Origin of the sequence: Alkalithermobacter thermoalcaliphilus JW-YL-7 = DSM 7308 (assembly GCA_001584565.1) — a bacterium.
GTDB lineage: Bacteria > Bacillota > Clostridia > Peptostreptococcales > Peptostreptococcaceae > Alkalithermobacter > Alkalithermobacter thermoalcaliphilus.
Genome location: LSFY01000001.1, coordinates 799,836 through 813,861, shown reverse-complemented (window position 1 = coordinate 813,861; position 14,026 = coordinate 799,836). Strand labels below are relative to the sequence as shown.

At 28.3% G+C, this 14,026-nt stretch carries 16 protein-coding genes; 1 reads left to right on the top strand and 15 read right to left on the bottom strand.

The features are described from left to right. Positions 1-17: 17 nt before the first annotated feature. The 4 genes from glgB to JWYL7_RS04295 all read right to left on the bottom strand — a co-directional run bounded on the left by glgB (position 18) and on the right by JWYL7_RS04295 (position 4,231). Positions 18-1,925 carry a 1,4-alpha-glucan branching protein GlgB gene (gene glgB, locus JWYL7_RS04310; protein WP_066069437.1) on the bottom strand — a complete coding sequence of 636 codons (1,908 nt, stop codon included), beginning with the start codon at positions 1,923-1,925 and terminating at the stop codon, positions 18-20. Between the two features lie 125 nt (positions 1,926-2,050). After that, positions 2,051-2,365 (bottom strand): GreA/GreB family elongation factor, encoded by a 315-nt coding sequence (locus JWYL7_RS04305; RefSeq protein WP_066069434.1) that lies wholly within the window; start codon positions 2,363-2,365, stop codon positions 2,051-2,053. Positions 2,366-2,442: 77 nt separating this feature from the next. Continuing rightward, complete coding sequence (locus tag JWYL7_RS04300; protein ID WP_066069431.1) at positions 2,443-3,543, bottom strand: Nif3-like dinuclear metal center hexameric protein; 1,101 nt, start codon at positions 3,541-3,543, stop codon at positions 2,443-2,445. After that, positions 3,533-4,231 (bottom strand): tRNA (adenine(22)-N(1))-methyltransferase, encoded by a 699-nt coding sequence (locus JWYL7_RS04295; RefSeq protein WP_066069428.1) that lies wholly within the window; start codon positions 4,229-4,231, stop codon positions 3,533-3,535. The genes JWYL7_RS04300 and JWYL7_RS04295 overlap by 11 nt, the downstream gene beginning before the upstream one ends. A 66-nt stretch (positions 4,232-4,297) precedes the next feature. Here JWYL7_RS04295 and JWYL7_RS04290 point away from each other — a divergent pair, with 66 nt between their 5' ends. Next, on the top strand, positions 4,298-4,480 hold the full coding sequence (locus JWYL7_RS04290) for a hypothetical protein (protein WP_066069425.1): 183 nt from the start codon (positions 4,298-4,300) through the stop codon (positions 4,478-4,480). Between the two features lie 36 nt (positions 4,481-4,516). On the opposite strand, the gene rpoD is transcribed toward JWYL7_RS04290, so the two are convergent. The 11 genes from rpoD to JWYL7_RS04235 form a co-directional block, all read right to left on the bottom strand. After that, entirely contained in the window at positions 4,517-5,653 is a 1,137-nt protein-coding gene (gene rpoD, locus JWYL7_RS04285) for an RNA polymerase sigma factor RpoD (protein WP_066069422.1), read from the bottom strand. 15 nt (positions 5,654-5,668) lie between these two features. Further along, on the bottom strand, positions 5,669-7,462 hold the full coding sequence (dnaG, locus tag JWYL7_RS04280; protein ID WP_066069420.1) for a DNA primase: 1,794 nt from the start codon (positions 7,460-7,462) through the stop codon (positions 5,669-5,671). Between the two features lie 189 nt (positions 7,463-7,651). Continuing rightward, positions 7,652-8,425 (bottom strand): 3-deoxy-7-phosphoheptulonate synthase, encoded by a 774-nt coding sequence (gene aroF, locus JWYL7_RS04275; RefSeq protein WP_066069417.1) that lies wholly within the window; start codon positions 8,423-8,425, stop codon positions 7,652-7,654. Next, positions 8,415-8,903 carry a 2-amino-4-hydroxy-6-hydroxymethyldihydropteridine diphosphokinase gene (gene folK, locus JWYL7_RS04270; RefSeq protein ID WP_066069413.1) on the bottom strand — a complete coding sequence of 163 codons (489 nt, stop codon included), beginning with the start codon at positions 8,901-8,903 and terminating at the stop codon, positions 8,415-8,417. Before folK ends, aroF begins: the two co-directional genes overlap by 11 nt. Beyond that, on the bottom strand, positions 8,896-9,261 hold the full coding sequence (gene folB / locus JWYL7_RS04265) for a dihydroneopterin aldolase (RefSeq protein ID WP_066069410.1): 366 nt from the start codon (positions 9,259-9,261) through the stop codon (positions 8,896-8,898). Before folB ends, folK begins: the two co-directional genes overlap by 8 nt. A gap of 8 nt (positions 9,262-9,269) precedes the next feature. Continuing rightward, positions 9,270-10,061, bottom strand: coding sequence for a dihydropteroate synthase (gene folP, locus JWYL7_RS04260; protein WP_066069407.1), 792 nt, complete (start codon positions 10,059-10,061; stop codon positions 9,270-9,272). 10 nt (positions 10,062-10,071) lie between these two features. After that, the gene (gene folE, locus JWYL7_RS04255; protein WP_066069404.1) at positions 10,072-10,635 is read right to left on the bottom strand and encodes a GTP cyclohydrolase I FolE; all 564 of its coding nucleotides are present in this window, start codon (positions 10,633-10,635) and stop codon (positions 10,072-10,074) included. After that, entirely contained in the window at positions 10,628-11,326 is a 699-nt protein-coding gene (locus JWYL7_RS04250) for a hypothetical protein (protein WP_066069401.1), read from the bottom strand. Before JWYL7_RS04250 ends, folE begins: the two co-directional genes overlap by 8 nt. Then, positions 11,313-12,071 carry an aminotransferase class IV gene (locus tag JWYL7_RS04245; protein WP_066069398.1) on the bottom strand — a complete coding sequence of 253 codons (759 nt, stop codon included), beginning with the start codon at positions 12,069-12,071 and terminating at the stop codon, positions 11,313-11,315. The genes JWYL7_RS04250 and JWYL7_RS04245 overlap by 14 nt, the downstream gene beginning before the upstream one ends. Then, a complete protein-coding gene (gene pabB / locus JWYL7_RS04240) occupies positions 12,061-13,407 on the bottom strand; it encodes an aminodeoxychorismate synthase component I (protein WP_066069395.1) in 1,347 nt (448 codons plus the stop codon). Before pabB ends, JWYL7_RS04245 begins: the two co-directional genes overlap by 11 nt. Further along, on the bottom strand, positions 13,397-13,984 hold the full coding sequence (locus tag JWYL7_RS04235) for an anthranilate synthase component II (protein WP_066069392.1): 588 nt from the start codon (positions 13,982-13,984) through the stop codon (positions 13,397-13,399). Before JWYL7_RS04235 ends, pabB begins: the two co-directional genes overlap by 11 nt. Positions 13,985-14,026: the final 42 nt, after the last annotated feature.

Sequence of the window (14,026 nt, the reverse complement as noted above, 5' to 3'; positions counted from 1 at the left end):
TTCTGTCTTTTAAATATCTATTTATCTTCTAATTTTAAAAATACTGCACCTAACGGTGGTACATTTAATGTTATGTGATAAGGCTGAGTGTTCCATCTTGAGTTCCTAGATTCAATTGTATCATCATTGACACACCCAGATCCTCCATACATACTTAAATCGCTATTAAATACCTCTTTATATCTTCCCTTAACAGGTACTCCTACTTTGTAACTATATCTAGGTACAGGCGTAAAATTAAAAACTCCTATAACAAAATTTTTCTGATCTGATCCTTTCCTCATAAATGAAATTACACTTTCTTGATAATTCTGATGATCTATCCATTCAAATCCTCTATAATCACTTTCAAGTTCATAAAGAGCATTTTCACTTTTATAAAATCTAATAAGATCTTCAACATACTTTTTTGTCTTTGAATGTTTTTCAAAATCAAGTAACATCCAGTCAAGTTCTTTATTAAAATTCCATTCTGAAAAATGAGCAAATTCACTTCCCATAAATATTAATTTTTTACCCGGATGAGCTATCATATATGAATACAATAATCTTAAATTCGCAAATTTATTCCAATAATCTCCTGGCATTTTCTGAATCAAAGATTTCTTACCATGTACTACTTCATCATGAGATAAAGGCAAAATATATTTTTCTGAAAAAGCATACATAAACGAAAATGTAATTAAATTGTGATGCCATTTTCTATGTATTGGATCTATTTCCATATATTTTAATATGTCATTCATCCATCCCATATTCCACTTAAAATCAAATCCTAAACCACCTATGTGTGTTGGTTTTGTAACACTAGGCCATGCAGTAGATTCTTCTGCTATCATAATAGCTTGAGGAAAATACATAGATATAACTTCATTCAGTTTTTTTATAAATTCAATTGCCTCTAGATTTTCATCTCCTCCATACATATTCACTAATTTATTGCCACTTTTACCAGCATTTAAATAAAGCATATATGATACTGCATCTACTCTTAATCCATCTATATGATATTTATCTAACCAAAATATAGCATTAGATATTAAAAAGCTATGTATATAACTTTTTCTATAATCAAATATTGCTGTGCCCCACTCAATATTTTCTGACATAAATTCATTGTCATATTCATACAATGCAGAGCCATCAAACCTATAAAGACCGTGTTCGTCTTTACAAAAATGTCCAGGAACCCAATCTAAAATAACTCCTATACCATTTTGATGACATTTATCTACAAAATACATAAAGTCTTGTACTTGTCCATATCTGCTTGTCACACTATAATATCCAGTTACCTGATACCCCCAAGAATCATCAAGTGGATGTTCACATATTGGTAATATTTCAACATGGGTATATCCCATTTTCAATACATACTCTATAAGCTCATCAGCAATTTCTCTATAATTATAAAACTGTCCATTTTCTTTACGTTTCCACGACCCTAAATGTAATTCATATATCATCATGGGCTTTTTATTTAAATCAGCCTTATTTCTTTTTTTCATCCATTCTTCATCATTCCATTTATATCCATCTAAACTTGCTATAACAGATGCTGTTTCTGGCCTTTTCTGTGAAAAAAAAGCATATGGATCAGCTTTTAATATCTTTTTATTATCTTTTGTATGTATTTCATATTTATATATGTCACCTTGCTTTAAGTCTGATATAACTATATGCCATATTCCTTTATCATCTATTTTTTTCATTACATGATCTTTTCCATTCCATCTATTAAAATCTCCTACTACACTTACGCTCAATGCATTAGGAGCAAATAGGACAAAACTTACACCTTCAAATACAACATTTTTTATAATATGAGCTCCAAAGTACTCATAACTTTTATATGCTTTTTGCTGGGATAAAAGATTTTTTTCAAAAAAACACTCAGGTAAATAACTCGATCTATATTTGTCCATACTTTCCTCCTTATCATGTGTTAATTCTTCATAAAGCTTTAGCAAAGTCGCTTTAACTTTTACTTACTATTTCAAGATATTCACCTTCTAACTGAATTATTCCAAAAAAAAGAAAAAAGTCTGAGTTATTCAGACTTTTTTCTGCTCCAACATATTATTTTATATCTTTCTTTTCCATCAGGAACAGTTACCACTACTTCATCTCCTGCTTTTTTGCCTATCAGTGCTTTTCCTAGAGGACTATCTTCTGAAATCTTGTTTTCCATAAAATTTGCACTAGCTGTATCCACGATCTCAAAATTTAAATTTTCGTCATACTTATAATCATAAAGCTGTACGCTACATCCTACGCCTATTCTATTTGCAAAGTATTCTTTTAATATGTTCAAAATTGCTATTTCAGGGTCTATACTATTATCTATCGCACCCTTTTGAATCAATATTAACACTCCTTTTATGTAAGATAATCTTTACATTTTGAGTGTTAACAAATTATTTAAAGTATATACATTATATTTTAAATTGTTTTAAAAGGATCTTTGCATTCTTTTGATTTTATTATATTCACATTCTCTAGTTTTTCTTGTAAATACTTTTGTAATATATCACTAAATATTTTTTCGCTTCCAAAATGCCCTATATCAATAATGCTAACTCCACTTTCAAGGGCTTGTTGTGCTTCGTGATATTTTATATCTCCAGTTATAAGAACATCTGCATTCATTGACGAAACTTTGCAAATCAAACTTGATCCACTTCCTGATACTACTGCTACTTTATTTATCTTCCTATCTAAATCCCCAACTACTTTTACACTTTCTAGACTAAATTTTTCTTTTATGTATTCAGTAAAAGACCTAAGTGTATAATTTTCTTCACATGTTCCTATTCTACCAAGGCCATATCTAATACCTGAATTTTTAAGTTCATATACATCATATGCCACTTCCTCATATGGATGATTTTTTATCATATTATTTATTACATTGTCTAATATACTCTCTTTACATATAGTTTCTATTTTTGTTTCTTGCACTTTCTCTAATTTAAACTTTTCTCCTATATGTGGATTTGTATTCTCAAGTGGCATAAAAGTACCTACTCCTTCGGTATTAAATGTACAATGACTATAATTGCCTATATGACCTGCTCCAGCTGCTGATAAGGCTTCTCTTACTTTCTCTACGCTAGAAATTGGAGTATATACAACTATTTTATAAAGTTTTTCAACCTTAGTTTGCTCTATTAACTTTAAATTTTTAAGTCCTAAAATATCACAAATAGCATCATTTAATCCTCCATATGCTATATCAAAATTTGTATGACAACAATATATGTTTATATCATTTTTAATAAGTTTATATATATTTTTACCTATTAGAGAATTTGATGTTATTTTTTTGATCGGTTTAAATACAAATGGGTGATGAGTAATTATTAAATCTACATTGTTTTCTATAGCTTCCTGTATAACTTCATCAGTAGCATCAAGAGCTATTAATATATTTTTTATATGTGCATTTAAATTTCCAATAATTAACCCTACATTATCCCAATCATACGCTAGTTCTTTTGGATATTTATTTTCTATTAGATTTACAATATCTTTAAGAAGCATGTGTTTTCATCTCCTTTAATTTATTAATTTTATCTTCATAGCATCTTATTTTTCTATTAACATCAAAATTATTTAAGTCTTTTATTTTTTCAATTACCATTTTGTATTCATTTATTTTTTTGTCTATAAATTCATCTAAAAGCGGATCTTTGTTTTCTATTAATTTTAAGCCGATTTCATAATATATTTCATCTTCAATTTTTTGTAAATTTCCACCATATCTTGCCACAATTATTTCATAAATTTTAGACTGTTCTTTCACTAAGACTTCATCCATTACTTCGAACTTATTTTCTATTAGATACTTTCTTAAATAAGAAGAGTTTTGCATCGGCTGAAGTATTAATTTTTCTAATGATATCGAAATATCAAATGAATCATTTAATATGTCAGATATTAAAGTTCCTCCCATACCAGCTATTATAGCTTCTTTAACTTCCCCCTTTTTTACTACACTCAGACCTGAGCCTAATCTTAGGTCTATTTTATTTTCCAAATTATTCCTTAAAACTTCTTTTCTAGCATTTTCTAAAGGACCTTTGTTTACATCTGATGCTATTGCAAATGGCACTATATTATTTTTAACAAGATATATTGGTATGTATCCATGATCTGTTCCTATATCTGCAATTTCGAATCCCGGAGTTATTAATTGACAAATTTTTCTCAATCTTGCACTTAATTTCAATTGTTTACACGTCCTTTCTAGAATTAAAAGTATAAAGTTATTAAATAATAATATTGAGGTGATTTTATGAAAAAGCACATACCAGTTCAAAAATTAGTTAGATTTAAATGGGGTGGAACAACATATGAATGGCAAGAAGAAGCCAAAGAAATCCACTCACAAATACAAGATTTAAAAGAAGAAGAAAAGCCTCAAGATGAAATTAGAAAAGAAATTGAATACGGTTGTACAAAGCAATACTGGAATTAAGATCTTTAAGAAAAAATTCGCCGACATGGCGAATTTTTAATCTAGATAGTCTTTTAACTTTTTAGATCTGCTTGGGTGTCTTAGTTTTCTTAAGGCCTTAGCTTCTATTTGTCTTATTCTTTCACGGGTTACTTCAAATTCTTTTCCAACTTCTTCAAGAGTTCTAGCTCTTCCATCTTCTAATCCGAACCTTAGCTTTAAAACTTTCCTTTCTCTTTCATTTAAATCTTTTAAAACTTCTTCTATCTGCTCTTTTAAAAGAGAGTAAGCTGCAGCCTCTGCTGGAGCTGGTGCATCTTCATCAGGTATAAAATCTCCTAAGTGACTATCTTCTTCCTCACCTATAGGAGTTTCTAAAGATACAGGTTCTTGTGCTATTTTTAATATTTCTCTTATTTTATCTTCAGGTAGATCCATTTGTTCAGCTATTTCATCTGGCCTTGGTTCTCTACCTAATTCTTGTAATAACTGCCTTGAAACTCTTATCAATTTATTTATAGTTTCTACCATATGAACTGGTATTCTAATAGTTCTAGCTTGATCTGCTATAGCTCTTGTAATAGCTTGCCTTATCCACCAGGTAGCATAAGTACTAAACTTATACCCTTTGCTATAATCAAACTTTTCTACAGCCTTTATAAGTCCTAAATTTCCTTCTTGAATTAAATCTAAAAATAACATTCCTCTTCCTACATACCTTTTAGCTATACTTACTACCAATCTTAAGTTAGCTTCAACTAACCTTTTCTTTGCTGTTTCATCTCCTTTTTCCATTCTCTTTGCAAGTTCTATCTCTTCTTGTGCTGTTAATAAAGGTATTTTTCCTATTTCTTTTAAATACATTCTTACAGGATCATCTATACTTATCCCCTTAGGAAGCGATAAATCTATATTTTCTAAGTCTACTAATTCATCATCATCTAAATCGTGATGTGAAATCATTTCCAAATCATCTTTTATGAAATCTATATCTTCTTTTATATCTGTTTGTTCTACAACATCAATTCCCATTTGGCCTAATGTTTCATATATATTCTCTATTTGCTCTTTATCTAAATCAATTTCTCCGAATACTTCCATTATTCTATCATAAGTAAGCTTACCTTTCTTCCTACCTTCTTCTATTAAATCTTTCACAGCCTTTTTTTGTTCGTTGCTAATTTTTATATCCATAATATCCCTCCTTTCCTATATAAGATTGTCTATTTGTTTTTTTATCTTCATTATATCTAATCCTATTTGAAGCAATTGCATATCAACCTCACTCATATCTATATTTTTATTGTTCTTTTTTTCATATTCAAGATCAGCTTGCCTTTTACAAAGAATATCTACCCTTTGTTTAAGACTTCCTCTTTTGAAAATAGTAAGTAAGTTATTTAAATCACATTTAAGATCAATATGTGATATGTCTGTATCAAGTATTTTATTTAAAAATTTTTCGTCTATGTCTAAATGTTTAATTTTGTCAATACTTATTATGTCCAAATCGCTATTTTTAATAATAAATTTAACTATTTCTTTATTTTTATCTATTAAAAAATCATCTATATCAAGTTTTAAAAGAATTACACTCCTTAGATCTTTCCTAGTTATTAAAATTTTCATAATTTGAAATTCTGCATTTTCTATGGTGTTTGTTTCTACTTTTAACTTTTCTATTGTTTTAGGTTTTTCTTTAACAAATTTGTTTTTATAATACCTACCATATATCTCTTTTTTAATAGCCTCAGGAGTAATATTAGCTATTTTTGAAATCAAATTTATATAATACTCTGCTTCTATTGGACTTTTAATTTCTTTTATCAATAAAGCTGCTTCTTTTGTAAACTTTATTCTTTCATCATCAATATCTAAGTTATATTTTTTCCTTAAAATATTTATTTTAAATTCATATAAAGAAATGCAGTTTTGAATAGAGTTTTTAAATTCTTCAATTCCATAGGTTCGTATATACTCATCAGGATCTTTTGCTTTATCAAGTTTTAAAACTTTAACGTCAAGGCCTGCTTCTTTTAATATGTCCATTCCTCTAATAGTTGCTGCAACTCCTGCCTCATCACAATCGTATGCTATTATAACCTTGTTTGCATATTTTTTTATAAGTTTACCTTGTTCTTTTGTAAGAGATGTTCCTAAAGAAGCAACAACGTTTTTTATTCCGAATTGGAACAAAGTTATAACATCCATATATCCTTCTACTATTATTAAGGTTTTGTCTGAAATGTTTTTCCTTGCAAAATTTAATCCATATAAATTAAATCTTTTATTAAATATTTGGGTATCAGGAGAATTCAAATACTTTGGTAACGAATTATCAAGAACTCTTCCTCCAAATCCAATAACATTTCCTGTTGTATTAAATATTGGAAATATTACTCTATTTATAAATCTATCTATATAACCTTTTCCATTTTTCTTAGGTATTGCTAAGCCACAATCCACTATTTCTTCTATCTTGTAACCCTTATTTAATAAATACTTTATTAAATTATCCCAGCTATAACTAGCATAACCTAGACCAAAGTACTTGATAGTTTTTTCATCTAATCCTCTAGATATAAGATATTTATACCCAGAATTATCTTTTTTCATTAGATTTGCAAAAAAATATCTAGCTGCATGTGCATGAATTTGTAAAAGTTTTTGCTCTTTATTTAGTTTTTCTCTGTCTATTTTACTTATGTTATTACTGTTTATTTGTATTCCTACTTTTTGTCCTAAAAATTTTAAAGCTTCAACAAAGTCTAGATTTTCCATTTTCATTACAAATTTAATTACATCGCCACCTTCTCCACACCCAAAACACTTATACATCTGTTTTTGAGAACTTATTATAAATGATGGCGTTTTTTCGGAATGAAATGGACATAATGCTTTATAATTTGACCCTGATGGGCTTATGCTGATATAACTAGATATTATATCCACTATATCAACACTTTCTTTTATTTGTTGTATTACATCTTGAATATCATTCATAATTTCACCCTCTATAAATTAGGTGTACATCTTTATTAATTCTTCATAAAAAATATTTTCCCTTCATCAGAAAATTTCAAATTTGAATTAGTAATAAATAAACAAAAACAGAACAGTCTTCAATAATTCGACTTTTTTTTCTAAAATCCTTCTTTTTTTTTATAATTTATATTCAAAATTAAAAGAGGCCTATAGCCTCATTCTTTTTATACTTGTCATTAAATCTTCAAACTGGTGAAAATACAGTGATTGTTTTCCATCTGATAGTGCATTTTCTGGACTAGGATGAACTTCCACCATTATTCCATCAGCTCCTGCTGCAATTGCTGCAAGCGCCATAGGCTTTACAAGATCTCTAATTCCCGTTGCATGACTTGGATCAACTATTACAGGAAGACCTGTTTCTCTTTTTATTATAGGTACTGCTGATATGTCTAACGTGTTTCTAGTATAATCGTTATAAGTTCTTATTCCTCTTTCACACATTATAATCTTATTATTTCCACCCATTACGATATACTCTGCTGCATTTATCCATTCTGTTACAGTTGCCGCTATTCCTCTTTTTAAGAGGATAGGTTTGTCCTGTTTTCCAACTTCTAAAAGCAAAGAGAAATTTTGCATATTTCTAGATCCAATCTGAATTATATCAGATACATCATAAATTTTTTCTAAATCTCTTATATCCATTAGCTCTGTAACAACACAAATACCAACTTCTTTTTTAACCTGTTTTAATATTCTTAATCCTTCTTCTTTCAGACCTTGGAAAGAATGAGGAGATGTTCTTGGTTTATACGCTCCTGCTCTTAATACATTAGCTCCATTTTTTTTGACAAACTTTGCAGTCTCTAAAAGCTGATCATAACTTTCTATTGCACATGGTCCTGCTATAAAAAGCTTATCATCAGGCACTTTTATATCTACTATAGATATTTTTTCAAAAGAAAAATTATTTTTCATTTTTAGTATACTCCTTTATTCCCTGCTCATTGAGTGTACTCAGTATATCCTTTATACTTTTTCCATCTACATATAGATTTGGCTCTATATCTAATAAAGGAATCAAAACAAATGCTCTCTCTTTCATTCTAGGATGAGGAATTGTTAATCTTTCATCTTCACAGATTATATCATCATAAATTAAAATGTCAATATCTATAGTTCTTGGACCCCATCTTATGATTCTTTCTCTTTTTAAATATTGCTCTATCATTTGACAGCTATCTAAAAGCTCATATGGATTAAGGTGAGTATTTATCTTTACACATATATTTAAAAACTTTTCTTGATTAGTATACCCCCACGGTTCTGTTTCATATACCTTAGATATTTTTAGTATTTGTGTTTTTTCTATTTGGCTTATATAGTTTATAGCATCATTTATATTTTTTTCTCTATCTCCAACATTTGTTCCTATACTTAAATAAACATTATGCATCTTTTTTTCTCCTTATTTCTACTCCAAAATAGTCAAATATACCTTTAACAGGTGCTTCAGGTTTTTTTATTCTAATCAACACTTCATCTATAATATTAAACTCTTGAAATATTTTTTTTGATATATTTTCTGCTAAGCTTTCTATAAGTTTATATCTATTATTTTCACAGATATCTTTTGCTATGTCATAAACTCTAGCGTAGTTTACAGAAAAATTTAAATCATCACTTTCTCCTGCTTTTTTTAAATCACAGTAAAGCTCTATATCTATAAAAAATTTCTGTCCTAACTTATTCTCTTCTTCTAGTACTCCATGATATCCATAAAAAGCTAAGTTACTAAGTATAATCTTATCCATAGTCTAACCTACTTTCTATATATTTCGTCAACAACTTTTATCGCCCTTAAATTCTCTTTTATATCATGAACTCTTACTATATCTACTCCTTGCATTATTCCCATTACAGTTGTTGCAATTGTCCCTTCTACTCTTTCTTTTGGTGGAAGATCTAATATTTTTCCTATCATAGACTTTCTAGATGTTCCTAACAAAATAGGATAACCAATCTGTTTAAGTTCTGAAATTCTTCTCATAACTTCTATATTTTGCTCATAAGTTTTACCAAACCCTATTCCAGGATCTAATATTATTTTTTCATCTTTTATACCTGCTCTTTGAGCTATCTTTATACTATTTTGAAAAAATTCTTTTATGCTCTGTATTATATCCTTAGGGTAATTAGTGTGGGATTGATTATGCATTATACATACATAAGCGCCATAGTGAGCAATTACATTAGCCATTTCTTTGTCTCTTTGCAGTCCCCAAACATCGTTTATCATATCTACTTTATATTCTAAAACTTTCTTTGCAACACCTGATTTATATGTATCTATAGATATAAAGGAGTCTATATTATTACATATATTATCTAATACAGGTATTAACCTTTTTAGTTCTTCATCTTCAGATATTTCTAAAGAGCCAGGTCTTGTAGACTCTGCGCCTATATCTATTATATCTGCTCCTTCTTTTATCATACTTTTAGCATGATTTAATGCTTTATCTTTGTCTATAAATTCTCCTCCATCTGAAAAGCTATCTGGAGTTACATTCAATATCCCCATTATATAGGTTTTTTTTCCAAATTTAAACATGATACCACCTCTACTTATGATTTATCAAACTCATAACTTCTGCTCTAGCTGCAGCATCCTTTTGGAATATTCCTCGAACAGCTGATGTTACTGTTTTTGATCCTGGTTTTTTTATCCCTCTCATAGTCATACACATATGCTCTGCTTCTACAACAACTACTACTCCATGTGGATTTAAAACTTCATTTATTACATCTGCAACAGTTGTTGTTATCCTTTCCTGCAGTTGAGGTCTTCTGGCAACAGTTTCTACTACTCTTGCTAGCTTTGATAAACCTGTTAGCTTTCCTCCTTTTGGTATATAAGCTACATGTGCCTTCCCAAAAAAAGGAACTAAGTGATGTTCACAAGTAGAGTAAAAAGGTATATCTTTAACTAATACTAATTCCTCATGCTTTTCATCTTGAAAGTATATTTCAAGATGTTTTTTCGGATCTTCATTTATCCCAGAATAGATTTCTTCAAACATTCTTGCAATTCTATCTGGAGTTCCTTTTAATCCTTCTCTTTGAGGGTCTTCCCCTATAGCCTCTAATAATTCTTTTACAGCTTTTTTTATTCTATCCTTATCCATTTAGGTCATCTCCTCTTTTGTATATCATCTTTATATATGTTTTTTCTAAATTTCCTTTAAATATATACCTTATTATATCTTCTAATATACAACAATCGTAGGTTTTATATAGTTTTTTGATCATTTCATATAAATATATATCTTCTTTTTTTAAAACTTTAAACATCTTTTTGTCTTTTGGTATCCATTTATTATTTAGTCTAAAATACACATCTAATGCTCTTTTAAGATAAACACTATAAAGATAACTAATTTCACCTTTATCTATATCCTGTCTATATTTTATCCTTTTTATATCATCAACTAATGAAAAGTATATATTCAAAATTTCATCATGGCTTAATTTTTCTGGTCCTTTATTATATTCTTTTACGCATAAATTTACATATTCAAAAGCAAACCCTTGTTTATCATATATAATAGTTGAATTAGACATAGCTTCTATAAAAAATTGCTCTTTGTCATCTATCAATTTATCTACTATACTCAAAGGAAAATAATTTATATCAAATTCTATATTTGATATTTTTTTTATCTCTCTAATTTGATACTTTCCACTTTTAGTTATTACAAATAAATCGATATCTTTTCTATCCATTAAATCTAATGTTTGTGCTGAGCCAACTAAAAGTATCGATAAATTATTATCATCATCTTGTAGTTTTTTTAATTCCTCTTTAAATACATCCATACCATTTCTCCTTAAGTTTAGATTCAATAAACTTAAATAGCTTGTTTTCTTTTTTAAAGTATGTATCTTCTATATTTGACACTTTTATAAGCTCTATCAAACTATTTGTAATAAAGCAAAATTCAAAATCTTTTACGCTGCTTAACTGTATCTTTGTTTTCTTGATCTTTATTTTTTCTTTTGTGCATATATCTATGATTTCTTGCCTTATAATTCCTGGAAGTATACTTAGACTTTCACATGGTGTATATACGATGTTATCTTTTATAAAAAATATGTTAGTCATTGAACCTTCTAAAATAATGTTTTTCATATTGATAAATAAAGATTCATCAAAACCATGTTTTAAAGCCTCTTTTTTAGAATAAATATTCTCTAGATAATTAACTGTTTTGTGCGTATAAAGTATGCTACTCCCTCTAATTATAGGGGCTATCTTTAGCTTGTATCCCCTTAGATAGTCACTTTGAGTATATGGTATATCTCTTAAAGAAATGTTATATCCATCATCAAATATAGTTAGTCTTAAGGCCTTGTTATTTATATTTTTTGAATGTTTTATAATTATATTTTTCATTTCATTTTTACAAATATCAAACGATATATTTAATTCATTAATGGAATTATATATTCGCTCTAGATGATTATCTAATAACATTGGGATTCCTTTGTATACCTTGATCGTTTCAAATAATCCTATTCCAAATTTTGTCAAATTGCTTTCTAATGAGATCTTATTCTTCATAAACACCTTTTAAAGCTTTTATAATAGATTTTGCTTTGTGAAGAGTTTCTTCATATTCTTCGTTAGGATTTGAATCCCAAGTTATTCCTCCTCCTACTTGAAAATATATTTTTTCTCCTTTTTTAACTATAGTTCTTATTGCTATATTAAAATCTAAATTGCCATCAAACCCTATATATCCAATTGAACCTGTATATACATTCCTTTTATTTGGTTCAAGTTCATCTATAATTTCCATTGCTCTTATTTTAGGTGCACCTGTTATAGATCCACCTGGAAAAGTTGCTTTTATAATATCAACTGCATCACACTCATCTTTTAATTTACCTATTACAGTTGAAACTAAATGATGTACATTTGAATACTCTTCTAATTTAAATAATTCTGGTACCTTTACGCTACCTATTTGACATACCTTGCCTAAATCATTTCTTTCAAGGTCTACTATCATAAGCAGCTCTGCTTTGTCTTTTTCGCTATTTATAAGCTCATTTTTATACATTTGATCTTCTTTTTTTGTTCTTCCTCTAGGTCTTGTCCCTTTTATAGGTCTTGTTTGAATAATTTTATCAACGCACTTTATAAATCTTTCAGGAGAATTCGAAAGAATTTTAGCATCATCAAATCTTAATAAAGCTCCAAATGGTGCAGGAGATATTCTTCTTAAATCTCTGTAAATTTCATAGTCTGAAACGTTTATTTCCCCCTCAAATCTTTGTGTTAAATTTACCTGGTATACATCTCCAGTTTCTATGTAATTTTTTATTTTATTAATTGCCTTTATGTAGTCTTCTTTTTTGAAATTTGATTTTAATTTTATTTTATCATGCAAGCTTTCTTCATAGCATATTTTATCTATATTATTTTCAGCATCTAATACTCTCTTAGTAACTTCATCTATTATTTTCTTTTCTAAGTCTTTATCTATATCCGGAGTTGCTATATATACTTCTTCTTTCAAATGATCTACAACTATAGCCCAATTGTACAATCCCATATAAATATCAGGTATACATACATCATCTAGTGCTGTCTTTGGTAGATTTTCTATATAGTGACAAAGATCATAAGATAAATATCCGACTGCTCCTCCTATAAACGGAATATGTGTTTTATTATCTATTTTATATTTTGATAACTTTTTTCTCAGCTCTTTTAATGGATCTTGATTAGAATTTTTAATCTTTATTATATCAAATGGATTTGCACTTATTATTGAGTACCTTCCTAATTTTTCTTTATCTATTGCACTATCTAATATAAAACTATGATTATCATCTTTGAATATTGTAAATAATTCAAAAGAATTAAGTTTTGTTTGAATCTTACTTATCATTTATCTGCCCCCTAGCTTGATTTATAAAGTTTCTCAATAACTTATGACCTTGCTCTGTTAATATAGCCTCTGGATGAAATTGAACTCCTTCTATAAGATATTTTTTATGTTTTATTCCCATTATTTCACCTTCATCTGTAACTGCTGTTATTTCAAGCTCATCAGGCAAAGTATTTTTATCTATAACTAGAGAGTGATATCTTGTAACCTTTAAAGGATTGTTAAGTCCATAAAATACACCTTTATTTGTATGCTTTATTTCATGAACCTTGCCATGAACAGGTCTTATAGCCTTAATTATTTTTGCACCAAATACATGTCCAATAGTTTGATGTCCTAAACATATTCCTAATATAGCCTTTTTGCCTTTAAAATGGTTTACAACATCTATTGATATTCCAGCTTCAGTTGGAGAACAAGGGCCTGGAGATATTACTATTATATTAGGATCAAGATCTTGTATCTGCTCTATTGTTATTTCATTATTTCTTTTTACTACTATCTTTTCCCCTAATTCACCTAGAAATTGAACTAAATTATATGTAAAAGAATCATAGTTGTCTATCATCAAAATCAATGTAATGCCCCCTTTTACAAATATACTCCATTTATATTATAT